Genomic DNA, 22,633 nt, shown 5'->3' on the forward strand with positions numbered 1-22,633 from the left:
GCCGCAAAGCTGGTGTTATGAGCAGCAGGCACATGCAGAAACAGGACCCGGAAATGTCGTCGATCGAGGCTACCAAGCCGCAGAAGGAAGTCAGCCCCTTGCTCAAGATGGTGCTGGAGCTTGGACCGCTGATGGTCTTCTTCTTCGCCAATTCACGCGGTGAGTGGCTCGCCGGACATTTCCCGGCACTCGCCGAGCTCGGCGGTCCGATCTTCATCGCCACCGGCCTGTTCATGGCCGCGACCGCGATCGCGCTCGCCGTCTCGTGGATACTGACCCGCACCCTGCCGATGATGCCGCTGATCTCGGGCATCGTCGTTTTCGTCTTCGGCGCGCTGACGCTCTGGCTGCAAAACGACACTTTCATCAAGATGAAGCCGACGATCGTCAACACGCTGTTCGGCGCGATCCTGCTCGGCGGCCTTCTCTTCGGCAAGTCGCTGCTCGGCTACGTCTTCCACTCCGCCTTCAAGCTCGATGAAGCCGGCTGGCGCAAGCTGACACTGCGCTGGGGCGTGTTCTTCCTCTTCCTCGCCATCCTCAACGAAGTGGTCTGGCGCTCGTTCTCGACCGACTTCTGGGTCGCCTTCAAGGTGTGGGGCACGATGCCGATCACCATCCTGTTCACGCTCGCCCAGATGCCCTTGATCATGAAGCACTCGCTTGATCAGGAGAACGCCGAGTGAGCACGACGCTTGAGGAGAATGACAGCAACCGTCACGCGCTCCTCTGGCTTGCCGCCTGTTTCGCGGTCCTCGCCATTCAGGTCGTCACCCAGCACCTGATGGGCCGCATCTGGATCTGCGACTGCGGCTACGTCAAACTCTTCGAGCCCGTGGCCAAATCCAGCGGCAACTCCCAGCACATCGCCGACTGGTACACGCCGTCCCACATCATCCACGGCTTCCTGTTCTACGGCCTCGGCCATCTGCTGTTGCGCGGCAAGCCGCTGACGGCCAAGCTCTTCCTGGCGATGGTGATCGAATCCGCCTGGGAGATCGCCGAAAACACTCCCATGGTGATCAACCGCTATCGCTCGGCGACGATCTCACTCGACTACTTCGGCGACAGCATCCTGAACTCGACCATGGACACGCTGGCGATGGTCGCGGGCTTCATGTTCGCCGCCCGCATGCCGGTCTGGCTGACGGTGACGATCGCCATTGTCTTCGAGCTTTTCACCGGCTGGTTGATCCGCGACAATCTCACGCTCAATGTGCTGATGCTGGTCTGGCCGCTCGACGCCGTCAGGGACTGGCAGGCGGGGATCTAGTCGAGCTTCGGAGTTCGCCGTAGCCTCTCATCCCGCTGCCGCCACCTTCTCCCCGCAAACGGGGAGAGGGAATTTGGGGCGCTCGCCTCCGCTACATTCACCGCCCCTCAGAGCAAAATCAGTCACGCCCAAAGCAAACCTGATGAGTTTAGGCAGGCGCGTGCCGCAAGTCTCCTTCTCCCCGCACAGGAAGAAAAGTGGTCGGCGGGCCGAACGAGAGGTAGCTTGCGCCAACAGTGAACGGGATTACGAACCCGCAGCGGCCTTCTCGATTGCCGGCAGCAAACCGTTCTTGACGCTCTCCTCATCGAACGGCCCGACACGCTTGTAGAGGATCGTGCCGTCGGTGCCGACGAGGTAGGATTCAGGGATACCGTAGACGCCCCAGTCGATCGCCGCCTTGCCGCGCGGATCGACCCCGACGGCGGAGAACGGATTGCCGAGTTCGCCGAGGAAACGCAGGGCGTTTTCGTTCTGGTCCTTGTAGTTGATGCCGACGACGGTCAGCCGCGGATCCTTCGAGAGTTCCAGGATAAAAGGATGCTCCTGACGGCAGGGCACGCACCAGGAGGCCCAGACGTTGACGAGCGTCAGCTTGCCCTTGATCGCCGCGTCGGTCAGTGCCGGCATCGGCTGGCCATCGCGCGTCGCCCCTTCGAGCGCCGGAAGATCGAGCTTGGGCGCCTTGGTGCCGATCAGCGCTGAGGGGATTTCGCTCACATCCTTGCCGGAATTGAGCTGGCTCCAGAAGATCGCCGCGAGCCCGGCGAAAATGATGAGCGGCAGCGCCGCCAAGACGAACCGCAAGGGGCCCGGCTTGCGCTCTTCGCTGCCGGGCGCAGGAGTGCTGGTCATCGTGTCTCTCCCGACGCCGGTTCGGCCGAGCGCCTGCGAATGCCCGAGGCCTCGAGTTCGGCGAGTTCACGCCGACGCGCGCGCCCATCCAGGACGACCCAGGCAATCAGCCCGAGGACCGTCAGCGTCGCGATCCCATAGCTCGTAAAGACGTAAGCGGCATGGCTCATCATTTGGTGCGGGCTCCCCGGCCGGCGCTGCGCGCCGCCAGACGGCGCAAGGCTGTGACGCGCCGGCGCAGGATTTCGTTGCGCATGGCGGCGATATGCAGCGTGAAGAACAGAAGCGTGAAGGCGATTGCCATCACGATCAGCGGCCACAGGAATTCCGGGTCGATCGTCGGTCCGTCGAGCCGCATGACGCTTGCCGGCTGATGCAGCGTGTTCCACCATTCGACCGAGAACTTGATGATCGGGATATTGACGAAACCGACCAGCACCAGCACCGCGGAAACCTTGGAAGACCGGGCCGGATCGTCGATGGCGCGGTTGAGCGCCATCAGTCCCAGATACATGAGGAACAGCACGAAGACCGAAGTGAGCCGTGCGTCCCAGACCCACCAGGTGCCCCACATCGGCTTGCCCCAGAGCGAGCCGGTCACGAGCGCCAGGAAGGTGAAACAGGCGCCGATCGGGGCTGCTGCGCGCGAGGAGACGTCGGCGAGCGGATGGCGCCAGACGAGCGTGCCGAGGGCTGCGAGCGCCATGACCGAATAACACATCATCGACAGCCAGGCAGCGGGCACGTGCACATACATGATGCGCACCGTCTCGCCCTGCTGGTAGTCGCCTTCGGTGGCGAAGGAAAGCCAGAGGCCGACGACGAAGAACAGCGCGGTCAGACCGGCTAGCCACGGCAGCAGACGGTCGGCCAGCGCCAGGAACCGTGTCGGGTTGGCGAGGTCGCTGAATTTGCGGATGGCCAGGCTGTTTTCGCTCATGATGGCTCTTTAACGCTTAAGACCGTCTGCTGCAATTGATCCGCGTCAATCGGCCGATCACGATCAGTTTGGGCCACCGATCATAAACGTGATCGATCTGAATGACTTAGCGACGGCTGCGACGGAAAACCGCAAACACTTTCGCCCGTACCCACCCGATTGCGTCAATCGGACGCGTGCCGAAGCGCGGCGGCGGCGGCAACCGGCCCGATGACCGCAAAGAACAGGGTGATCGCCATCAGGATCATCAGCGGCGGCAGGAACGGTGCAGGATCCTCGATTGCGGCATAGACCGCACTGACGCCGAAGATCAGCACCGGGATCGCAAGCGGCAGCACCAGGATCGAAACCAGCAGCCCGCCACGCGGCAGGGACACGGCGACGGCAGCACCGACCGCACCGATGAAGGTGATCGCCGGCGTGCCGATCAGAAGCGTCAGCATGGTGGCGCCGATCGCTGTTTCGCTCATATTCATGAACAGCCCGAGCAAAGGCGAAGCGATCACCAGCGGCAAGCCGGTCGCTGCCCAATGGGCCGCGCATTTGACGAACACGGTAAAGAGCAGCGGCGCCTCCTGCATCAGCATCAGGTCGAGCGAGCCATCGTCCCGCTCCGCCTGGAACAGGCGGTCGAGACCAAGCAGCGAGGCAAGCAGCGCGCCGATCCAGAGGATCGCCGGGCCGATGCGCGAAAGCAGGTTCAGGTCCGGGCCGACTCCGAAGGGAATGACCGCGACCACCGTCATGAAGAAGAGCACGCCGATCATCGCGCCGCCGCCGGCTCGGATCGATAGCTTCAGATCGCGAAAGAAGAGCGCGATCATGCCGGCATGCTCCCGACAGCGCGCATGGTGAGGCTCTTACACATCATGCCAGAGCCCTCCCGCCAGATGCTCGAAACCCTTCATGTGCAACTCTTTCGTCCGGTCGAGGCCGAGTGGCTGATGTGTCGCTGCGATCACGATGCCGCCCTTCCCGAGATGCGCCTTTACCAGATCCGCAAACAGCAGGTCGGCGCCGGCGTCGAGCGCGGCAGTCGGCTCGTCGAGGATCCAGATCGGGCGATGGGCGACGAGCAGCTTCGCCATCGCCATGCGACGTTGCTGGCCGGCTGAGAGATAGCCGAAGGGCAGATGCGCTATGTCAGGCAGACCGACGGCCTCGACGGCCTCGTCGAGGGAGATGCCAATACCACCGGGCGAATCGCCCATGAAACGCTGCCAGAAGGAAAGATTTTCTGCGACGGTCAGTTCCCGCTTCATCGCGTTGCGGTGGCCGAGATAGTGGCTGACCTCCGCGGGACGGGCGATTTCAGGAGGGCCATTCTCAAGTTTCAACTGTCCGCTTTCGGGGCTCAGCAACCCTGCCAGGACCCGAAGCAGGGTGGACTTTCCCGAGCCGTTCGGACCCGTCACCACAAGGGCTTCACCGCTATCAAGCCCAAAGGAAATATCGTTAAAAATCAGATCCTCGCCGCGCTTCGCACTCAAACCTTCAGCCAGCAGGCGCATGAATATTAGACTTCCCTTCGCGCGTCTTTCGCAGAGCAAAAAAAGTTCCAATTGGACCTTCGTTGCTCTGGCACGTTTTGGAGAAATTATCTATAAGGCGGCCAACACGCCAGCGGTCGGCGTGAATTTCATCCTAGCGCCGAACATGGAATGAATTTCCACGTACGGACAGCGGAAATGGCCGCACCCGCATCCCAATTCGCGCTTCACAGGCGCTCGGGCGTTCGTACGTCAGTTTTTGGCGATCAGACGGAACGGGGTATTATCCAGTGTCCAAGTCCCTAGACAGCTTCAATTGTCGCTCCACGCTCACCGTCAACGGTGTGGACTACGTCTACTACAGCCTGCCCAAGGCTGAGGCGAATGGTCTCGCCGGCGTATCCAAGCTTCCCTACTCGATGAAGGTTCTGCTCGAGAACCTGCTGCGCAACGAAGATGGCCGTTCCGTCACCAAGAAGGACATCGAGAACATTGCCGCCTGGCTGAACGACAAGGGCACGGCTGAAAACGAAATCGCCTACCGTCCGGCCCGCGTGCTGATGCAGGACTTCACCGGCGTTCCCGCCGTCGTCGACCTCGCCGCGATGCGCGACGCCATGGTCTCGCTCGGCGGCGACCCGGAGAAGATCAACCCGCTCGTTCCCGTCGACCTCGTCATCGACCACTCGGTCATCGTCGACGAATTCGGCACACCGAACGCCTTTGCCCGCAACGTCGAACTGGAATACCAGCGCAACGGCGAGCGCTACCGCTTCCTGAAGTGGGGCCAGCAGGCATTCAAGAACTTCCGCGTCGTTCCGCCCGGCACCGGCATCTGTCACCAGGTCAATCTGGAATACCTGGGCCAGACGGTCTGGACCCGTGAAGAAGACGGCGAAATCACCGCCTACCCGGATACCTGCGTCGGCACCGACAGCCACACCACCATGATCAACGGTCTCGGCGTTCTCGGCTGGGGCGTCGGCGGTATCGAAGCGGAAGCCGCCATGCTCGGCCAGCCGGTCTCGATGCTCCTGCCTGAAGTCATCGGCTTCAAGCTGACCGGCAAGCTGAAGGAAGGCGTTACCGCGACCGACCTCGTGCTGATGGTCGTCCAGATGCTGCGCAAGAAGGGCGTGGTTTCGAAGTTTGTCGAATTCTTCGGCCCGGGCCTCGACAACATGACGCTCGCCGACCGCGCCACCATCGGCAACATGGGTCCGGAATACGGCGCGACCTGCGGCTTCTTCCCGGTCGACAGCGAAACCATCAACTACCTCACCATGTCCGGCCGCGAAGAGCAGCGCATCGCGCTGGTCGAAGCCTACTCCAAGGCTCAAGGCATGTGGCGCGAAGGTGACGGCTCCGAACTCGTCTTCACCGATACACTCGAACTCGACCTCGGCGACGTCGTTCCGGCCATGGCTGGTCCGAAGCGTCCGGAAGGCCGCATCGCGCTCGAAAACATCGCGTCCGGTTTCGCAACCGCACTCGAAAACGACTACAAGAAGCCCGGCCAGCTCGCGAACCGCTATGCGGTTGAAGGTACCGACTTCGACCTCGGCCATGGCGATGTCGCGATTGCCGCGATCACCTCCTGCACCAACACATCCAACCCGTCGGTGCTGATCGCAGCCGGCCTTCTCGCCCGCAACGCCGTTGCCAAGGGCCTGAAGTCCAAGCCCTGGGTCAAGACCTCGCTTGCACCGGGATCGCAGGTCGTCGGCGAATACCTCGCCAAGTCCGGCCTGCAGAAGGACCTCGATGCCCTCGGCTTCAACCTCGTCGGCTTCGGCTGCACGACCTGCATCGGCAACTCCGGCCCGCTGCCGGCCCCGATCTCGAAGACGATCAACGACAAGGGCCTGATCGCCGCCGGCGTTCTCTCGGGTAACCGCAACTTCGAAGGCCGTATCTCGCCGGACGTTCAGGCGAACTACCTCGCTTCGCCGCCGCTCGTCGTCGCCTACGCGCTTGCAGGTTCCGTCCAGAAGGACCTGACCAACGAGCCGATCGGTGAAGACAAGGACGGCAAGCCGGTCTACCTCAAGGACATCTGGCCGACCTCGAAGGAAATCCAGGAGTTCATCTTCAAGTACGTCACCCGCGAGCTCTATGCGACCAAGTACGCGGACGTCTTCAAGGGCGACGAAAACTGGCAGGCCGTTCAGGTTCCTCCGGGCCAGACCTATGCCTGGGACGATGCGTCGACCTACGTGCAGAACCCGCCCTACTTCGTTGGCATGGGCAAGTCCGGCTCGGGCATCTCCGACATCAAGGGCGCGCGTGTCCTCGGCCTGTTCGGCGACAAGATCACCACGGACCACATCTCGCCGGCCGGTTCGATCAAGGCTGCCTCGCCGGCCGGTGCCTACCTCATCGGTCACGGCGTCGGCGTTGCCGACTTCAACCAGTATGGTACGCGTCGCGGCAACCATGAAGTGATGATGCGCGGCACCTTCGCCAACATCCGCATCCGCAACCACATGCTCGGCCCGAACGGCAAGGAAGGTGGCTACACCATCCACTATCCGTCGAAGGAAGAGATGTCGATCTACGACGCCGCCATGCAGTACAAGGAAGAGGGCGTTCCGCTCGTCATCTTCGCCGGCGTCGAATACGGCAACGGTTCGTCGCGTGACTGGGCCGCGAAGGGCACCAACCTGCTCGGCGTCAAGGCCGTCGTCGCGCAGTCCTTCGAGCGCATCCACCGCTCGAACCTCGTCGGAATGGGCGTCATCCCGTTCGTCTTCGAAGAAGGCACGACCTGGGAATCGCTGGGCCTCAAAGGCGATGAAATCGTCACCATCGACAACCTCGCCAATGTCCAGCCGCGCGAAAAGCGCGTCGCCAAGGTTACCTATGGCGACGGCAGCGTGAAGGAAATTCCGCTGATCTGCCGGATCGATACGCTGGACGAAGTGACCTACGTCAACAACGGCGGCATCCTGCAGACGGTTCTGCGCGACCTCGCCGCCTGATCGGCAGCGGTAGAAACGCCGTGAAACATTGAAGCCGGGGCGTCAAAAGGCGCCCCGGCTTTCTCTTGGCCGCCAAATGCCGGCACGTCCAACACAAGGCTGTGCTCACCCGCCACCTCACTCCAACGTGACTTCCCGTTGATGCGCCGCCGGCGTATGTAATGAACTCCCCCATAAGGAGTAGGCCGACGGCCCCAAACGAAGTGACGCCATGACATCCGCAGACCGTTCTTTCATTCGCCCTCTTGCACTGGCTTTCGGGCTGTTCGCAGCCGCTGGTGCACCGGCCGGGGCACAGGACGGACAGGTGATCAAGGGCGTCGTGGAACTGTTCACCAGCCAGGGCTGCTCTTCTTGCCCGCCAGCCGATGCGGCGCTGAAGGCGCTGGTCGATGGCGGTGACGTCGTGGCGCTCGCCTATCATGTCGACTACTGGAACTATCTCGGCTGGGCCGACACGCTGGCCTCCAAGGAAAATACCGAACGGCAATATGCCTATGCCCGCATGCTCGGTCGCAATGGCGTCTATACGCCCCAGGCGATCCTGAACGGACGCGACCATGTCAACGGCGGCAATCTTCAGGCGATCAAGACGCGGCTCGAGGCCATGACGGCCGAAGGCAAGGGGCTTGCCGTTCCCGTCGAGGCGAAGATAGAGGGCGAAGAAATCCAGATCAGCATCGGCAGCGGCATCGGCAAGGCGAACGTCGTCGTCGTCTATTTCGATCGCGCGAAAGTGGTGAAGATGGAGAAGGGGGAAAACAGCGGCAAGGAAATCCCCTACTGGCATGCCGTGCGTGACATTCAGACGATCGGCATGTGGGACGGAAAGCCGGCGAGCTTCACGCTGCCGGCGACGGTCCTGACCGAGCGCCCCGGCAACAGCGGCTGTGCCGTCCTGCTGCAATCGATGAAGGACAAGGAAACGCCGGGCGCGATCATCGGCGCTACGGCCGTGCTCGCCGGCCCGCAGGGCAAATTGTAGGCGGGCGAGGCGCAAGGGGGTGGTTCGGCCCGGCAGCATCGAGGGGCTGGGGCTGAGGGTTCGAAGTTACCGGACCGAACCGGCCATGGCTGCGTTCGGTGAACTCCCGCAGCATGACGACCTGACCGGACATACGGTGGCAACGACTCTGTCCGTCAGCGCCCGCGAGTTTTGCGGTGAATTGGGGCGGCGATTTGACTGAAATGGGGCAGAGGTAAGAAATGCCCTCATCGTCCAACGGCTTCCGGCTTGCTTTTCGGCTCGCGTCAGGCACACTGTTATCGTTCTGTCACAACAGAAGGCCGGATTGCCGATGACCGATGAGCCGGATTTGCCGCAAGGCGAGGCGCGCCATCAGCGCGAGACCACTTCCGAAGTGGTCGTCGATCTTCACGAATACAAGAACGCCAAGAACCCTCCCCCCATCACTTTCCATCGTCGCGAGTTGGACCAGATCCTTTGGGTCTACGGTCGAATGGTCGGCGAAGGCGAATGGCGGGACTACGCCATAGACCACCTGAAGGACCGAGCGGTCTTCTCGGTGTTCAAGCGTTCGGGGGAAATGCCGCTCTATCGGATCGAGAAGAACCCGAAACTGGCGGCGAAGCAGGGTGCCTATAGCGTGCTGAACATTCACGGCACGATCCTGAAGCGTGGCCACGAGCTCGCCCAGGTGCTCAAGGTGTTCGACAAGGTCCTGAAGCTGGTGGAGACGTGAAGCTGTCGCGCAAAAGTGCACTTCGGTTTTGCGCCAACGACATGCAAACATCAGAAACTTGAGGCGCTGGGAGCGTACCTGAAAGATCGCGACGCGCCTTGAGACCTGATCCGCACCGGCGTCCCGGTGAGATGCGCGGCGACTTCTTCCGACACACGGCTTTGGCCTGGCCGGGAGGGTTGGTCGCAATCAGCGCATGTCGAGCGTCCGCGCGGCATGCGGCGATCAGCTCTGGTAGAGCGTGTCCGGATAGACATCTTCCGGCGGATCGCTCGTCCGTCCCTCACCGAGCGCAAGCTGCATGATCGCCGTATCGAGCCAGCGGCCATGCTTGAAGCCGGTCGCGTTCATCGTGCCCTGGTGTGCGAAGCCGAGGGAGCGGTGCACCGCGATCGAAGCCGGATGAGCGCCGCCGATCACCGCCACCATCTGCCGAAAGCCGAGCTCCGTGCAGCGACGGATCAGTTCGGCAAGCAACGCCTTGCCGGCCCCCTTGCCGCGCGCCTCCGGTGCCAGGTAGATCGAATCCTCGACCAGGAAGCGATAGGCCGTGCGCGTCCGGAAGGCGGATGCATAGGCATAGCCCATGATCGAGCCGCTGTCATCGCATGCGACCATATACGGGTAGCCGTTGCTGATGATCGTCTCGAAACGGGTTCGCATCTCCGCCTCCGAAGGCGGTTCGATCTCATAGGTGGCGACACCGTTCAGAACGGATTCGCGATAGATCCCGGTGATGACGGGAAGGTCGGCGAGGGTAGCATCACGCAAGCTCAGGGACATGGCGGTCGACTGCATCTCGAGGTTTCGTCGCACTTCACTCCCACGGAGGCCGGGCGCGATCAACATTTTCCGGCAACAAAAAAGGCGGCCGAGGCCGCCTTTTCCGTCATTCGCTTCAAGCTTAGTTGTTCCGGTTGCCCATGAATTGCAGCAGGAACATGAACAGGTTGATGAAGTCGAGATAGAGCGTCAGGGCGCCCATGATCGCCTTGCGGCCGGCAACGGTGCTGTCATCGGCTTCGTAGTACATTTCCTTGATCTTCTGCGTGTCGTAGGCGGTGAGGCCAGCGAAGATCAGCACACCGATCACGGAGATCGCGAAGCCGAGGGCCGACGAAGCAAGGAAGATGTTGACGATCGACGCGATGATCAGACCGAAGAGGCCCATGATCAGGAACGTGCCGAAGCCCGACAGGTCTTTCTTGGTCGTGTAGCCGTAGAGCGACAGCGCGCCGAACGAAGCGGCCGTGACGAAGAACGTCTGCACGATGCTCTGGCCGGTGAAGACCAGGAAGATCGACGACAGAGACAGGCCCATCAGGGCGGCGTAGATCCAGAACGTCGTCTGTGCTGCGGAGACGCTCATCGAATTGATGCGGAAGCTCATGAAGAAGACCATCGCCAGCGGCGCCAGCATCACGACCCACTTCAGGGGCGAAGCGTAGATGAGCTGGGCGAATGCCGGATTGGAGGCGGCAAGCGCATAGGTTCCGTAAGCTGCCACGCCGGTGATCGCCAGGCCCAGGGCCATCAGGTTGTAGACCTTCAGCATGTACGCGCGAAGGCCCTCGTCGATCACGGCACCCGCCTGAGCGCCGGCGGGCGACATTCGGGTTTGGTAGTTTCTCAGATCAGCCATTGTTTCCTCATTTAAGCTCCGGTGGAAGTTACGGTGTCGGGCGGCGAACGTCTCGCTTCGGAAGGCTGGCTTCCACGCCCAGGCGCCGCTGCGGAGCTCCAGCATGCCTGTGGATAAATATGATGCCGAAACCCGTTGCGTACAAGACCCGAAGCCCCCGGATTCGAACGCATTCGGCCGGTTCCGGCAAGCACGACGGGGATTTACGGTTAACTTCGTGGCCTCAGAGCTCACGCAGGACTGGCGCCGCCTTCTGCCCGAGAATGCGCCATGTGCCGGCAAGACCAATACCAACGGTCATCACCAGCGCCCCGACGACCGTCAGGATTGCGATATCCGGCAGGAAGTTTGACGGCAGCTTCATGATGCGGCTGACGACGAACCAGGCGGCAACTCCGCCGGCAAACAGCGCGAAAACCGCGGTTGCGAGGCCGAGAATGGCATATTCGTAACTGAAAGCCCGGATGAGGGTCGCGCGCGTCGCGCCCAGCGTCTTCAGGACCACGGCGTCGTGGACACGCGCCCGGTTGCCGGCAGCAAGCGCACCGGCAAGCACCAGGACGGACGCGACGAGCGCCACCGCAGCCGCCGCCCGGATGGCCGTTGCCAACTGTCCAAGCAGCCCGTTCACGATGTCGAGAGCGTCCTTCACCCTCACGCTTGTAATCGTCGGATAGGCGTTGGTCACGGCTTTCAGCACCGCCGCCTCTTCTTCCGGCGTCGCCGCCGGATCAATGACCGTTGCCAGCCATGCATGCGGCGCGCCGGCAAAGGTGTTCGGCGAAAACACCATGACGAAGTTGATCGACAGCGATTCCCACTCGACGTTACGGAAATTGGCGATCTTGGCGGTGATGTTGCGGCCAAGCACGTTGACGGTCACCGTATCGCCGATCTTCAGGTCGAGTTCGCCCGCCTCTTCGGCCGAGAAGGAGACCAAGGGCTCGCCACTATAGTCTGCCGGCCACCACGTGCCCGCGGACAGCGTCGAGTTCTCGGGCTTGTTCTTGGCATAGGTGATGCCGCGGTCGCCGCGCAGCACCCATTGGCCGGCGGGTGGCACGTTGCGCCTGTTCACATCCTCGCCATTGAAGGCGACGATCCGGCCGCGCAGCATCGGCACCTCGATGACCTTGCCCTTCGGGATTGCCTGCTTGAGAACCGAACGGAAGCCTTCGATCTCGTTGCCCTGGATATCGACGAAGAAGAAGTTCGGTGCCCGCTCCGCCATGCTGCCGGTAAGCTCTCGGCGCAGATTGCCGTCGATCAGTGCCAGCGTCACCAGCAGAGCCAGCCCGAGGCCGAGCGACAAGACAACGGAAGACGTGAGCGCACCGGGGCGATGGATGTTGCCGATCGCCAGCCTGAGGGCCGGCGAGTTGACCCGCGGGCTGCGGCGCGCAAGCCAGGCGATCGCGAGCGCGACGACACGCAGGACGATGAAGGCAAAGGCGATCGCGCCCAGGAACACCAGCGAAATATAGCGGTCATAGGCCGCCCAGATCGCAAGCCCCGCAAGTGCGGCAAGGCAAGCGACGGCGCCGAGCAGGTAGGGCCATGCCGGAAAACCGGAGGGGTCGAAGCCCTGCTGGCGAAAGAGCGCGGTTGCCGGAATGGCGCGCGCGCGACCGAGCGGCAGGATGGCGAAAGTCAGCGCCGTCAGCACGCCGAAGAGCGCGGCAAGACCGAGCGCGCCGGGATAGAGGTGGAACTCCGTCGAGATCGGCAGCAGGTCAGCCAGGAACTGCGCCGCGACGAAGGGGATCAGCATGCCGAGGACGAGGCCAATCACGATGCCGATCAGGGCGATCATCAGGATCTGCGTGAGATAGATCATCGCCACCAGCGAGGCAGGAGCACCCAGGCATTTGAAGGTCGCAATGACGCTGCGCTTCTGATCGAGATAGGAGCGCACGGCGTTGGCCACGCCGACGCCGCCGACGATCAGCGCCGTCAGGCCGACAAGCGTCAGAAACTGCGAGAAGCGGGTGATGTTCGCCGTCAATGACGGCGCGGCGTTGGCGCTGGTGCGGATCGACCAGCCGGCGGCCGGAAAGCGCTTTTCGGCATCGGCACGAATGGCCGCAAGCTGCGCCGGGTCGGCGATCTTTACCTTGTAGCTATGCTCGACGAGGCTTCCGGTCTGCACCAGGCCGCTGGCCGCAAGCGCCTCGGCCGAGACCATCAGGCGCGGCGCAAAGCCGAAACCGTCAGACAAGGCGTCCGGCTCCCGCGTGATCGTGCCGGCGATCCGGATCCTGGCGTTGCCGAGAAGGACCTCGTCTCCGACCTGCACGCCCAGCCGATCGAGCAGCAGTGGCGCCACGACGCCACCGAATGTCTCGCCGCTACGCGCCAACAACTCGTGTAGCGGACGGTTCGGCTCACTTTCCAGGGCACCATAGAGCGGATAGACGGCATCGACTGCCTTCAGTTCGACCAGCGCCTGGTTGGATCCATCGGGCAGCCGCGCCATCGACCGCAAGCCGGCCGAGACCGCGACGGTTCCGAGGCTGTCGAGATAGGCACGCTCGTCCGTCGTCGCCACGCGATTGTTGAGCTCGAAGCGGATGTCGCCGGCAAGCAGTTCCTGCCCCTGCGTAGCGATCGTCGCGGTGATCGATTGCGACAGCGAATTGACGCCGGCGATCGCCGCGGTCCCGAGCGCGATGCAGGCAAGGAAAATATAAAAGCCCCTGAGCCCACCGCGCATTTCGCGCAGCGCCAGGCGAAGAGCAAGCAGCGGCCGCAGCCGAACCGATGACGTGCCGCTCATGCCGATGCCACCTCCTGGCGCGGCGCCACCGCAAGCGGCCCCGCCTCGCCACCGGTGACGATCTCGCCGGAGCGGACGTGGACCTGCCGTACGCAGCGCGCGGCAAGTGCCGCATCATGCGTCACGAGAACGAGTGTCATGCCGCGGTCACGCTGTTCGGCGAAAAGCAGATCGGCGATTTGGCGTCCGGTTTCAGCGTCGAGGTTGCCCGTCGGCTCGTCGGCGATCAGCAGTTTCGGCGAGGGCGCAAGTGCCCGGGCGATCGCCACGCGCTGCTGTTCGCCGCCGGAAAGCTGGCCGGGATAGTGGCTGAGCCGTTCGCCGAGACCGACGGCGACGAGTTCCTTGCGCGCAATCTCGAAGGCGTCGGCCACATTGGCGAGTTCGAGCGGCACCGCGACGTTTTCGAGCGCGGTCATATTGGGGATGAGGTGGAAGGACTGGAAGACGATGCCGATGTTGCGCCCGCGAAAGTCCGCCACCCGGTCCTCATCGAGCCGGTGCAGCGGCGTGCCGTCGATGACGATCTCGCCGCTATCCAGCCGCTCGAGTCCGGCGAGCACCATCAGCAGGGTCGACTTGCCCGAACCCGACGGACCGACGATCCCGACGGATTGGCCGGCATCGATCGTGAGGTTCATGCCCTTCAGCACATGCACCGAGGCCGCCGCCTCCCCGAGGGTCAGATCCGCGTTTTTGAGTTCGATGATGGTGCTGGCCAAGCGAAACAACCCTATATGAACGAAGTGGGGAACAGAAACGGCATTCGGGATTTAGGAACAGGCCCATGGCATTAAAAGGATTTCAACGGGTTTTCTTGGCACTGATGATGACAATTGCGTTATCATCGGCAGCACGCGCCGAGACGATCAGCCTCGTGGGGTTCGGCGACAGCCTGATGGCGGGCTATCAGCTCCCCGCGCAGGACGCTTTCCCCGCTCGGCTCGAAAAGGCGCTGAAGGAAAAGGGCCTGGACGTGACGATTGCGAACGCCGGCGTTTCCGGCGACACATCATCCGGCGGGCTTGCCCGCATCGACTGGTCGGTGCCCGATGGCACGAAGGGCGTGATCCTCGAACTCGGCGCCAACGATGCGCTGCGTGGCATCGCGCCGGAAGAGACCCGCAAGAATCTGGAGGCGATGATCACCCGGCTCAAGAACCGCGGCATCGCGGTGTTGCTCGCCGGCATGATGGCACCGCCCAACATGGGCGCAGACTATGCTGCCCGCTTCAACCCGATCTATCCGGAACTTGCCCAGAAATACGGGCTGGAACTCTACCCGTTCTTCCTCGATGGCGTGGTGACAGAGGCCAAGCTCAAGCTCGAAGACGGCATGCATCCCAATGGCGACGGCGTCGGTGTCATGGTCGAAAAGGCACTGCCCGTCGTCGAACGCTTCCTGGCAACCTTGAATAAGACGGAGTGATGACATCGTCCACAGTTAAGCGAACGTTAATATTCGTAAGTGTCAAATACTAGTTGCGTGCAGACTCGATGCGTGATTCGCTGAGACATCTGCAAGAGATTCGGGGAGCTCGCCATGCCGAGACTATTCACCGCCCTCGAAATTCCGCGCAATGCAGCAATGAGTCTTTCGTTGCTGCGCGGAGGACTTCCCGGAGCTCGCTGGATAGATGTGGAGAACTACCACATCACCTTGCGCTTCATCGGTGACGTCGACTGGCGCACCGCCGACGAGATCATCGACAAGCTCGACCGGATCGAACGTCCTGAATTCCAACTGCAACTGACCGGCACCGGCGCATTCGGCTCGAAGAAGCCGCATTCGGTCTGGGCGGGCGTCAGCAACCACCCGGAAATGTACGCCCTTCAGGCCGAGATCGAGCGCATCTGCCAACGGCTCGGGCTCGGGCCGGATCCGCGCAAATTCACGCCGCACGTGACGCTCGGCCGGCTGCGCTCAAGCCGCGTCGAGGATGTGGTCGAGTACCTCTCCGGACGCGGCAATTTCATGACTTCGCTCTTCACGGTCTCGCGCTTCGTATTGTTGTCGTCGCGAGATTCCGTCGGTGGCGGACCCTATCTGACAGAAGAGGTTTTCCCGCTTCACGAGGCCCGGTCGCCGAACCTCTCGAGCAACGACGAGCACCCGGCTTCGAGCATCTGGTAGAGCGCTTCGAAGGCTTCCGGTCCGTCGTAATAGGGATCCGGCACGTCCTGTCCGAGGCCTGAGGCGTAGCGCAGAAAAAGGTGCACTTTCTCTGCCGTGCCTTCAGGTGCCTGCCGCTTGAGCGTGCGGACATTGTTTTCGTCCATGCCGAGGAGCAGGTCGAAATCCCGGAAATCTTCCAGCCGGACCTGGCGCCCGCTGAGGGCCGAGATATCGATCCCGTGCCGCAGCGCCACCTTTATCGAGCGGCTGTCGGGCGGATCGCCGATATGCCAGGCGCCGGTTCCCGCTGAATCCACCTCTAGCGCCGGAGCCAATCCCTTTTGCTCCGCCAACGCACGCAACACGCCCTCGGCCAGCGGAGACCGGCAGATATTGCCGAGACAAACGAAAAGAACTCTGACCGGTTTCATGCTATTCAGTTCGACAGTGCTGGAGATGATGCAGGCTTATACGCGGCAGCTCGGCCTTCGAACAGGCGAATGTGAGGGAGAGAGACGATGACGGTGGAGAAGCTTGACGAGGCGGCGATTGCCGAAAACCTGCACAAGATGGAAGGCTGGGTGCGAGCCGAAGACGGCAACTCGATCTGGAAGGCGTTCCGCTTCAAGAACTTCGTCGAAGCCTTCGGTTTCATGACCGAGTGCGCGATCGTCGCCGAGAAGCTCAACCATCACCCCGAATGGTTCAACGTCTACAATCGCGTCGACGTGACCCTGACGACCCATGACGCCGGCGGGCTGACGGAGCTCGACTTCAAGCTTGCGGGGCGAATGGATAAGGCAGCAGCCGGCCGCATGCCCGATCATTTGAAATAGGGCGCACAATTCCCATATCAGACCATATCGCGCAAAAGTGCGAGGCGGTTTTGCGGTAACGATATGCGCAAAATCAAATCCTCGAGGCGTTAAGAGCGAAGCTGAAAGTTCGCGACTCGCTTTGAGAGCGCTGCAACAGCGAAAGCGGGACGATGGACGACATCAAGATCGGTGAAATTCTCTTGCCTGGCGAAGAATCCGAGCAGGAGCGCAGGGAAAAGCGTGTGAAGCGCCGTTTCTGGCCAACCTTTCGCCGAGCCGCGCGCCAGATCCCTTTCAGCCGTGACCTCGTCGCCGCTTATTATTGCGCGATCGATCCGCAGACGCCGACGCGTACCCGCGGCATCCTGCTTGCCGCACTCGCCTACTTCGTACTGCCAATCGACATCATCCCGGACGTGCTGGCCGTGGTCGGTTTCTCCGATGACGTCGCGGTCCTGACCGCAGCCTTCGCTGCCATCAGCGGCCAGATCAAGGAAACGCACTATACCAAGGCCGACGCAACCCTTGCCGACACTGCGCAAGACTGAACGAGACGGCCTTCCGGGTTGTGGCGCCCCATTCCTGCCCGAAAGTCAAACTCTTGCCCGATTCTTTGTGGCATAGACATGCGAATGACGGCGGTCATGCGCTTTGGTGAGTCGGCGTCATTCAATAGCTTGGGGCAGGAATCCTTCTGGAGCAGCGTTCCGAAGTGCCGCGCATCCGGCATCGACCTGGGTTCGACGATTGCGCGAATCATCGGTCGAAAGGCGCTGGGCAATGGAGCAAACCGCTCCGTTTCGGGGCTAAACCCGCGGTTTTCGGCCATCGTTGACGGTTTGGTAACCTGAATTAAGTCAAAACAAATTCAAATGATGACTACGCGTCGCCCGTCTGACCTGTTTCGGGTGATCGAAGAGCAAGAAAAGCGGCAGGACCTCATGTTTGTAAGAAAGATCGCAACCGCAATCGCACTCGTTCTGGCGACCGCCGGCATGGCTGCCGCCCAGTCTCCGACGCGCATCCAGCAGTTCAACGCCTGGGGCGCCTATTCCTACAACGCCGGCGGTGGCAAGGTTTGCTACGTGCTGTCGGTTCCGAAGGAAAAGAGCCCGGCTGGCATCGACCACGGCGACATCTTCTTCCTCGTTTCCCAGCGCCCCGGCCAGAACATCAGCTATGAGCCGCAGGCGATGATGGGTTACCCCTTGCAGGAAAACTCCAAGGTCAACGTCGTCATCGATGGCCGCACCTTCGTGATGTTCACCAAGGGCAACTCGGCCTGGGTGGAAAACGCGGCGGAAGAACCGGCCCTCGTCGCCGCGATGAAGACCGGCAAGGCGATGTCGGTCAACGCCAAGTCGCGCAGGGGCACGGCAACCTCCTACTCCTACTCGCTCTCGGGTATCTCGGCTGCGCTGAAGCAGATCGAAGCCTGCAAGTAATTCCGCTCGCAAGACGGAAATCAGGGCCGGCTGCAAAGCCGGCCTTTTGCGTTCAAGGCTCTGCCTCGTGACTCCGGGCCAAAACAATGCTAAAGGCCGCTCAACTTGAGAGCCTCCGCGCCCTGATTGGCCGCTTTCGATGGCTCGACCGATTTCAATTCGCGCATCAGGACGAATTCCGGACCCGCCGTCCGGACCGCCTCACGCTGTACGACAGGACATCATGAGCATGGCAGCCACTGAAATTCTGAACCGGGTGGAGATTGCTAAGGCGCCGCAGGCGCGCGCAGCGCCCCAAGCGGAAAAGCCGTCGCTGATCGGTCTGTTGCGCGAGGACATGGCCAAGGCGCTTGTCGAAAAGGGCGTGCCGGAACGGCAGGTCAAGATGCGCGTCAGCCAGCTCTGGCACTGGCTCTATGTGCGCGGCGTCTCCGACTTCGACCATATGACCAACGTGTCGAAGGACATGCGCGAAATGCTGAAAGAGCATTTCACCATTGCCCGGCCCGAAATCGTCGATGAGCAGATCTCCGGCGACGGCACCCGCAAGTGGCTGCTGCGTTTCCCGGCCCGCGGCGCCGGCCGTCCGGTCGAGATCGAGACGGTCTACATTCCCGAAGAAGGCCGCGGCACGCTCTGCATTTCGAGCCAGGTCGGCTGCACGCTCACCTGCTCCTTCTGTCACACCGGCACGCAGAAGCTGGTGCGCAACCTGACGGCCGAGGAAATCCTCGCGCAGCTGCTTCTCGCCCGCGACCGGCTCGGCGACTTCCCGGAACGCGACACGCCGCAGGGCGCGATCGTGCCGGCCGAAGGCCGCAAGATCACCAACATCGTCATGATGGGCATGGGCGAGCCGCTCTATAATTTCGAAGAGGTCAAGACCGCGCTGCTGATCGCGTCTGACGGCGAGGGTCTGTCGCTCTCCAAGCGCCGCATCACCCTTTCGACCTCCGGTATCGTGCCGGAGATCTATCGCACCGGCGAGGAAATCGGCGTCATGCTGGCGATCTCGCTGCATGCGGTACGCGACGACCTGCGCGACATGCTGGTGCCGATCAACAAGAAGTACCCGCTGAAGGAACTGATGGACGCCTGCCGCGCCTATCCGGGGCTTTCCAACGCCCGACGCATCACCTTCGAATATGTGATGCTGAAGGACGTCAACGACAGCCTCGAGGACGCCAAGCAACTGGTGAAGCTCCTGAAGGGCGTGCCGGCGAAGATCAACCTCATTCCCTTCAACCCCTGGCCGGGCACCAACTACCAGTGTTCCGACTGGGAGCACATCGAGAAGTTTGCCGACTACATCAACCAGGCCGGCTACGCCTCGCCGATCCGCACGCCGCGCGGCCGCGACATCCTCGCCGCTTGCGGTCAGCTCAAGTCGGAATCCGAGCGCATGCGCAAGGTCGACCGCCTCGCCTTCGAGGCGATGATGATCGCCAATCACGGCGAGGACTGAGGCGAAACGCCCGCGCGGCGGCGGTTCTTCGCTCCTGGCCTGGCGCCATCGATGAAGAACTTTGATGGATGATGCAGTTCCTATCGATTGATTTCATGCCTCCGGTTTCTTAAAGAAGGCGGGAAATCAATCGGAGGACAACCCATGCGCTCACTTCTCATCGCCCTTGCCGCCACGGTGGCATTCACCCTCCCCGCCCGCGCCGATGAGGTGACCGTCGCCGTAACCGCAATCGTCGAGCATCCGGCGCTCGATGCTGCCCGCGACGGCGTGAAGGATGCGCTGGCCGCCGCCGGCTACAAGGAAGGCGAAAACCTCAAGTTCATCTACGAGTCGGCCCAGGGCAACCCGGCAACCGCAGCCCAGATCGCCCGCCAGTTCGCCGGCGAAGCTCCGAACGTGATCGTGCCGATCTCGACGCCGTCCGCCCAGGCGGTCGTTTCCTCGACCCGTGATATCCCTGTTGTCTTCACCGCCGTTTCCGACCCGCTCGGCGCGCAGCTCGTCAAGGACATGGACAAGCCCGGCGGCAACGTCACCGGCCTCTCGGACATGTCGCCGGTTGCCGAGCACGTCGCGCTGATCAAGGAAATCCTGCCGAACGCCAAGTCGATCGGCTACCTCTACAACTCGGGCGAAGCCAACTCCGTTTCGCTGCTCGCAGTCCTCAAGGCCGAAGCCGAAAAGGCCGGCCTGACCGTGGTCGAATCCGCCGCCACCAAGTCGGCTGAAGTGCAGGGTGCCGCCCGCGCGCTCGTCGGCCGCGCCGATGCGATCTACGTGCCCACCGACAACACGATCATCTCCGCGCTCGAAGGCGCCGTCGCCGTCGCTGAAGAAGCCAAGCTGCCGCTCTTCACCGCCGACACGGATTCGGTTGCCCGCGGCTCGCTCGCAGCCCTCGGCTTCAACTACTACGACGTCGGCAAGCAGACCGGCGAAGTGGTCGTGCGCATCCTCAAGGGCGAAAACCCGGGCGATATCGCCGTCAAGGTTGCCGCCGGTTCCGACCTGGTGATCAACAAGAAGGCCGCCGAGAAAATGGGCGTCACCCTTCCCGAAAGTGTCGTAAAGCGCGCAACGCGCGTTGTTGAATAAGGCTTTCGGCCTTTTCAGGTTCAAGTTTGTTGCGTTTTGCCCGCCTCCGTTCCATACGGGGGCGGTTCGCTATGAGGGCCCTGAAATCCCCGGGGATGCCGGGGCCGCTCCAAAATTCTAAGCCGCACACACGCCCGGCCATCGACGGCCCCGTGTGCCAGGCGAGAGCGTCGCGCCCATAGAGACAAGCACGCGCGACACGTAGAAAAGAGGGTCTGGGGTTGAGTGTCATCGCTTTCTGGGGAGCCGTGGAACTGGGGCTGGTCTATGCCTTTGTTGCCCTTGGCGTCTTTCTCGCCTTCCGGGTGCTCGATTTCCCCGACCTGACGGTCGACGGATCGTTTCCGCTGGGCGCTGCCGTCACCGCCGTGCTGATCATCGCCGGCGTCAATCCGTGGCTTGCGGCCGGCGTCGCCATGGTTGCGGGGGCTGCCGCCGGCATCGTCACGGCGATGCTCAATGTGCGCTTCAAGATCCTCAACCTGCTCGCCTCGATCCTGACGATGATCGCGCTGTTCTCGGTCAATCTGCGCGTCATGGGCAAGCCCAACGTCGCGCTGATCAACGCCGATACGATGCTGTCGCCCTTCTACGGCCTCGGCCTTCGCGATTTCTACGTCCGGCCGCTGTTCATCGGCGTTCTGGTCATCATCGCGATCATCGTCGTCTGGCGCTTCCTTGAAAGCGATGCCGGTCTGGCGATGCGCGCCACCGGCGCCAACGCCCGCATGGCCCGCGCCCAAGGCGTCGACACCAACCGCCAGATCTATCTCGGCATGGCGATCTCCAACGCGCTGGTGGCGCTTGGCGGCGCGCTTTTTGCCCAGACCAACGGCTTTGCCGACGTCACCTCGGGCGTGGGCACCATCGTCGTCGGTCTTGCTGCTGTCATCATCGGCGAAACGCTGCTTGGCGCCCGCGGCATCCTGATCGCGCTGATCGGCTGCGTGCTCGGCTCGATCCTCTACCGCATCGCCATCCAGTTGGCGCTGTCGACCGACATGCTCGGACTGCAGGCTTCCGACCTCAACTTCGTGACGGCCGCACTCGTGACCTTTGCCCTTGTCCTTCCCCGCCTGCGTCGTGGAGGTGCGGCATGATCAGCGTCAACAACATCCAGGTTATCTTCGGCAAGGGCACGCCGCTGCAGAAGCAGGCGCTGAACGGTGTCAGCCTGACGATCGAGCAGGGCTCCTTCGTCACTGTCATCGGCTCCAACGGTGCTGGCAAATCGACGCTGCTCGGCGTGCTCGCCGGCGACGTTTTGCCGAGTGCCGGCCAAGTGATGATCGGCAAGACCGATGTCAGCCGTAAAGGCACCGCTGCCCGCGCGGGCCTCGTCGCCCGCGTCTTCCAGGATCCCTTGACCGGAAGCTGCGGCGCACTGTCGATCGAGGAAAACCTGGCGCTTGCCGCCAAGCGTGGCGAAGCGCGCGGCCTGACCGCAGCGCTCGGCCCCAAGCGTCGCGAGCATTTCCGCGAGCGCATCGCCGAACTCAACCTCGGCCTCGAAAACCGCATGGGCGACCGCATGGACCTTCTGTCCGGTGGCCAGCGCCAGGCGGTTTCACTGGTCATGGCAACGCTCGCCGGTTCTGAAGTTCTACTGCTCGATGAGCATACGGCCGCACTCGACCCGGGCATGGCCGAGTTCGTGATGAACCTTACCCAGAAGATCGTTTCCGAGCGCAAGCTCACGACGATGATGGTGACGCACTCGATGCGCCAGGCGCTCGATTACGGCCACCGCACCATCATGCTGCATGGCGGCGAGATCGTTCTCGACGTCGCCGGCGACAGCCGCAAGGAACTGCAGGTCGAGGACCTGATTGCCATGTTCCGCCGCATCCGCGGCCAGACGCTCGACGACGACGCGCTGCTGATCGGCTGATCTCGAGTCTCTCAGAAGCCTGCCCCTCATCTGCCTGCCGGCATCTTCTCCCCGTAGAGACGGGGAGAAGAGAGCGTGCGGCACCCGCACCATCCCTCTTCAGACCCCCGCCTAGCTCGCAACTGATGAGCCATTCTTAC

General features: G+C 62.4%; 25 protein-coding genes. 15 read left to right on the top strand and 10 right to left on the bottom strand.

What is annotated here, in order from left to right; all coding sequences use genetic code 11:
- Window positions 1–53: 53 nt before the first annotated feature.
- Together PWG15_RS17790 and PWG15_RS17795 are read left to right on the top strand one after the other, a co-directional pair.
- A complete protein-coding gene (locus tag PWG15_RS17790; RefSeq protein WP_275024453.1) occupies window positions 54–686 on the top strand; it encodes a septation protein A in 633 nt (210 codons plus the stop codon).
- Complete coding sequence (locus PWG15_RS17795) at window positions 683–1,273, top strand: DUF2585 domain-containing protein (protein ID WP_275021836.1); 591 nt, start codon at window positions 683–685, stop codon at window positions 1,271–1,273. The genes PWG15_RS17790 and PWG15_RS17795 overlap by 4 nt, the downstream gene beginning before the upstream one ends.
- 246 nt (window positions 1,274–1,519) lie before the next feature.
- Here PWG15_RS17795 and PWG15_RS17800 read toward each other — a convergent pair whose 3' ends face one another.
- From PWG15_RS17800 to ccmA, 5 genes are all read right to left on the bottom strand, one after another.
- Window positions 1,520–2,128: a DsbE family thiol:disulfide interchange protein gene (locus PWG15_RS17800; RefSeq protein ID WP_275021837.1), complete on the bottom strand. Its 609-nt coding sequence runs from the start codon at window positions 2,126–2,128 to the stop codon at window positions 1,520–1,522.
- Window positions 2,125–2,301, bottom strand: coding sequence for a heme exporter protein CcmD (gene ccmD / locus PWG15_RS17805; protein ID WP_082640735.1), 177 nt, complete (start codon window positions 2,299–2,301; stop codon window positions 2,125–2,127). The genes PWG15_RS17800 and ccmD overlap by 4 nt, the downstream gene beginning before the upstream one ends.
- Complete coding sequence (locus tag PWG15_RS17810) at window positions 2,298–3,068, bottom strand: heme ABC transporter permease (protein ID WP_275021839.1); 771 nt, start codon at window positions 3,066–3,068, stop codon at window positions 2,298–2,300. The genes ccmD and PWG15_RS17810 overlap by 4 nt, the downstream gene beginning before the upstream one ends.
- Before the next feature lie 164 nt (window positions 3,069–3,232).
- The gene (gene ccmB / locus PWG15_RS17815; RefSeq protein WP_275021840.1) at window positions 3,233–3,892 is read right to left on the bottom strand and encodes a heme exporter protein CcmB; all 660 of its coding nucleotides are present in this window, start codon (window positions 3,890–3,892) and stop codon (window positions 3,233–3,235) included.
- Between the two features lie 36 nt (window positions 3,893–3,928).
- Window positions 3,929–4,579 (bottom strand): heme ABC exporter ATP-binding protein CcmA, encoded by a 651-nt coding sequence (gene ccmA / locus PWG15_RS17820; RefSeq protein WP_275021842.1) that lies wholly within the window; start codon window positions 4,577–4,579, stop codon window positions 3,929–3,931.
- A 269-nt stretch (window positions 4,580–4,848) separates the two neighbouring features.
- Between ccmA and acnA the strand changes: the two genes are divergently transcribed.
- The 3 genes from acnA to PWG15_RS17835 all read left to right on the top strand — a co-directional run bounded on the left by acnA (window position 4,849) and on the right by PWG15_RS17835 (window position 9,242).
- Window positions 4,849–7,539 carry an aconitate hydratase AcnA gene (acnA, locus tag PWG15_RS17825; protein WP_275021843.1) on the top strand — a complete coding sequence of 897 codons (2,691 nt, stop codon included), beginning with the start codon at window positions 4,849–4,851 and terminating at the stop codon, window positions 7,537–7,539.
- A gap of 211 nt (window positions 7,540–7,750) precedes the next feature.
- Window positions 7,751–8,524 (top strand): DUF1223 domain-containing protein, encoded by a 774-nt coding sequence (locus tag PWG15_RS17830; protein WP_275021844.1) that lies wholly within the window; start codon window positions 7,751–7,753, stop codon window positions 8,522–8,524.
- Window positions 8,525–8,837: 313 nt separating this feature from the next.
- Entirely contained in the window at window positions 8,838–9,242 is a 405-nt protein-coding gene (locus tag PWG15_RS17835) for a DUF2794 domain-containing protein (RefSeq protein ID WP_275021845.1), read from the top strand.
- A 225-nt stretch (window positions 9,243–9,467) separates the two neighbouring features.
- Here the strand turns inward: PWG15_RS17835 and PWG15_RS17840 are convergent, their stop codons facing one another.
- The 4 genes from PWG15_RS17840 to PWG15_RS17855 all read right to left on the bottom strand — a co-directional run bounded on the left by PWG15_RS17840 (window position 9,468) and on the right by PWG15_RS17855 (window position 14,382).
- The gene (locus tag PWG15_RS17840) at window positions 9,468–10,025 is read right to left on the bottom strand and encodes a GNAT family N-acetyltransferase (protein ID WP_275024454.1); all 558 of its coding nucleotides are present in this window, start codon (window positions 10,023–10,025) and stop codon (window positions 9,468–9,470) included.
- A 121-nt stretch (window positions 10,026–10,146) separates the two neighbouring features.
- Window positions 10,147–10,884, bottom strand: coding sequence for a Bax inhibitor-1/YccA family protein (locus PWG15_RS17845; RefSeq protein WP_057254909.1), 738 nt, complete (start codon window positions 10,882–10,884; stop codon window positions 10,147–10,149).
- A gap of 223 nt (window positions 10,885–11,107) precedes the next feature.
- Entirely contained in the window at window positions 11,108–13,660 is a 2,553-nt protein-coding gene (locus tag PWG15_RS17850; RefSeq protein WP_275021846.1) for an ABC transporter permease, read from the bottom strand.
- Entirely contained in the window at window positions 13,657–14,382 is a 726-nt protein-coding gene (locus PWG15_RS17855; protein ID WP_275021848.1) for an ABC transporter ATP-binding protein, read from the bottom strand. The genes PWG15_RS17850 and PWG15_RS17855 overlap by 4 nt, the downstream gene beginning before the upstream one ends.
- A 65-nt stretch (window positions 14,383–14,447) precedes the next feature.
- Here PWG15_RS17855 and PWG15_RS17860 point away from each other — a divergent pair, with 65 nt between their 5' ends.
- Window positions 14,448–15,089 (top strand): arylesterase, encoded by a 642-nt coding sequence (locus tag PWG15_RS17860; protein ID WP_275021849.1) that lies wholly within the window; start codon window positions 14,448–14,450, stop codon window positions 15,087–15,089.
- Between the two features lie 114 nt (window positions 15,090–15,203).
- Window positions 15,204–15,794: an RNA 2',3'-cyclic phosphodiesterase gene (gene thpR / locus PWG15_RS17865; protein WP_275021850.1), complete on the top strand. Its 591-nt coding sequence runs from the start codon at window positions 15,204–15,206 to the stop codon at window positions 15,792–15,794.
- Here thpR and PWG15_RS17870 read toward each other — a convergent pair.
- Window positions 15,731–16,207 carry a low molecular weight protein-tyrosine-phosphatase gene (locus PWG15_RS17870; RefSeq protein WP_275021851.1) on the bottom strand — a complete coding sequence of 159 codons (477 nt, stop codon included), beginning with the start codon at window positions 16,205–16,207 and terminating at the stop codon, window positions 15,731–15,733. The two genes, thpR and PWG15_RS17870, sit on opposite strands and share 64 nt — an antisense overlap.
- 87 nt (window positions 16,208–16,294) lie before the next feature.
- Here PWG15_RS17870 and PWG15_RS17875 point away from each other — a divergent pair, with 87 nt between their 5' ends.
- The 8 genes from PWG15_RS17875 to PWG15_RS17910 all read left to right on the top strand — a co-directional run bounded on the left by PWG15_RS17875 (window position 16,295) and on the right by PWG15_RS17910 (window position 22,493).
- Window positions 16,295–16,612, top strand: a complete 318-nt coding sequence (locus tag PWG15_RS17875) for a 4a-hydroxytetrahydrobiopterin dehydratase (RefSeq protein WP_275021852.1) — start codon at window positions 16,295–16,297, stop codon at window positions 16,610–16,612.
- Between the two features lie 152 nt (window positions 16,613–16,764).
- Window positions 16,765–17,142 (top strand): YkvA family protein, encoded by a 378-nt coding sequence (locus PWG15_RS17880; protein WP_275021854.1) that lies wholly within the window; start codon window positions 16,765–16,767, stop codon window positions 17,140–17,142.
- Between the two features lie 84 nt (window positions 17,143–17,226).
- On the top strand, window positions 17,227–17,445 hold the full coding sequence (locus PWG15_RS17885; protein ID WP_275021855.1) for a hypothetical protein: 219 nt from the start codon (window positions 17,227–17,229) through the stop codon (window positions 17,443–17,445).
- Window positions 17,446–17,535: 90 nt separating this feature from the next.
- Entirely contained in the window at window positions 17,536–18,039 is a 504-nt protein-coding gene (locus PWG15_RS17890) for an invasion associated locus B family protein (protein ID WP_275021857.1), read from the top strand.
- Between the two features lie 229 nt (window positions 18,040–18,268).
- Window positions 18,269–19,504 (top strand): dual-specificity RNA methyltransferase RlmN, encoded by a 1,236-nt coding sequence (gene rlmN, locus PWG15_RS17895; RefSeq protein WP_275021859.1) that lies wholly within the window; start codon window positions 18,269–18,271, stop codon window positions 19,502–19,504.
- 144 nt (window positions 19,505–19,648) lie between these two features.
- A complete protein-coding gene (locus PWG15_RS17900; RefSeq protein ID WP_275021860.1) occupies window positions 19,649–20,602 on the top strand; it encodes an ABC transporter substrate-binding protein in 954 nt (317 codons plus the stop codon).
- Window positions 20,603–20,823: 221 nt separating this feature from the next.
- Window positions 20,824–21,702: an ABC transporter permease gene (locus PWG15_RS17905; protein WP_275021861.1), complete on the top strand. Its 879-nt coding sequence runs from the start codon at window positions 20,824–20,826 to the stop codon at window positions 21,700–21,702.
- Complete coding sequence (locus tag PWG15_RS17910) at window positions 21,699–22,493, top strand: ABC transporter ATP-binding protein (protein ID WP_275021862.1); 795 nt, start codon at window positions 21,699–21,701, stop codon at window positions 22,491–22,493. Before PWG15_RS17905 ends, PWG15_RS17910 begins: the two co-directional genes overlap by 4 nt.
- The last annotated feature ends 140 nt before the right edge of the window (window positions 22,494–22,633 follow it).

Origin of the sequence: Ensifer adhaerens, assembly GCF_028993555.1 — a bacterium.
GTDB classification, from domain to species: Bacteria; Pseudomonadota; Alphaproteobacteria; order Rhizobiales; family Rhizobiaceae; genus Ensifer; species Ensifer adhaerens_I.

Excerpts from the sequence above, each read along its gene's own strand:
- PWG15_RS17790 (WP_275024453.1), top strand. The coding sequence starts at position 54 with ATGTCGTCGATCGAGGCTACCAAGCCGCAGAAGGAAGTCAGCCCCTTG.
- PWG15_RS17800 (WP_275021837.1), bottom strand. The coding sequence starts at position 2,128 with ATGACCAGCACTCCTGCGCCCGGCAGCGAAGAGCGCAAGCCGGGCCCC.
- ccmD (WP_082640735.1), bottom strand. The coding sequence starts at position 2,301 with ATGATGAGCCATGCCGCTTACGTCTTTACGAGCTATGGGATCGCGACG.
- PWG15_RS17810 (WP_275021839.1), bottom strand. The coding sequence starts at position 3,068 with ATGAGCGAAAACAGCCTGGCCATCCGCAAATTCAGCGACCTCGCCAAC.
- ccmB (WP_275021840.1), bottom strand. The coding sequence starts at position 3,892 with ATGATCGCGCTCTTCTTTCGCGATCTGAAGCTATCGATCCGAGCCGGC.
- ccmA (WP_275021842.1), bottom strand. The coding sequence starts at position 4,579 with ATGCGCCTGCTGGCTGAAGGTTTGAGTGCGAAGCGCGGCGAGGATCTG.
- PWG15_RS17830 (WP_275021844.1), top strand. The coding sequence starts at position 7,751 with ATGACATCCGCAGACCGTTCTTTCATTCGCCCTCTTGCACTGGCTTTC.
- PWG15_RS17835 (WP_275021845.1), top strand. The coding sequence starts at position 8,838 with ATGACCGATGAGCCGGATTTGCCGCAAGGCGAGGCGCGCCATCAGCGC.
- PWG15_RS17840 (WP_275024454.1), bottom strand. The coding sequence starts at position 10,025 with ATGTCCCTGAGCTTGCGTGATGCTACCCTCGCCGACCTTCCCGTCATC.
- PWG15_RS17845 (WP_057254909.1), bottom strand. The coding sequence starts at position 10,884 with ATGGCTGATCTGAGAAACTACCAAACCCGAATGTCGCCCGCCGGCGCT.
- PWG15_RS17850 (WP_275021846.1), bottom strand. The coding sequence starts at position 13,660 with ATGAGCGGCACGTCATCGGTTCGGCTGCGGCCGCTGCTTGCTCTTCGC.
- PWG15_RS17860 (WP_275021849.1), top strand. The coding sequence starts at position 14,448 with ATGGCATTAAAAGGATTTCAACGGGTTTTCTTGGCACTGATGATGACA.
- thpR (WP_275021850.1), top strand. The coding sequence starts at position 15,204 with ATGCCGAGACTATTCACCGCCCTCGAAATTCCGCGCAATGCAGCAATG.
- PWG15_RS17870 (WP_275021851.1), bottom strand. The coding sequence starts at position 16,207 with ATGAAACCGGTCAGAGTTCTTTTCGTTTGTCTCGGCAATATCTGCCGG.
- PWG15_RS17875 (WP_275021852.1), top strand. The coding sequence starts at position 16,295 with ATGACGGTGGAGAAGCTTGACGAGGCGGCGATTGCCGAAAACCTGCAC.
- PWG15_RS17880 (WP_275021854.1), top strand. The coding sequence starts at position 16,765 with ATGGACGACATCAAGATCGGTGAAATTCTCTTGCCTGGCGAAGAATCC.
- PWG15_RS17885 (WP_275021855.1), top strand. The coding sequence starts at position 17,227 with ATGACGGCGGTCATGCGCTTTGGTGAGTCGGCGTCATTCAATAGCTTG.
- PWG15_RS17890 (WP_275021857.1), top strand. The coding sequence starts at position 17,536 with ATGTTTGTAAGAAAGATCGCAACCGCAATCGCACTCGTTCTGGCGACC.
- rlmN (WP_275021859.1), top strand. The coding sequence starts at position 18,269 with ATGGCAGCCACTGAAATTCTGAACCGGGTGGAGATTGCTAAGGCGCCG.
- PWG15_RS17900 (WP_275021860.1), top strand. The coding sequence starts at position 19,649 with ATGCGCTCACTTCTCATCGCCCTTGCCGCCACGGTGGCATTCACCCTC.
- PWG15_RS17910 (WP_275021862.1), top strand. The coding sequence starts at position 21,699 with ATGATCAGCGTCAACAACATCCAGGTTATCTTCGGCAAGGGCACGCCG.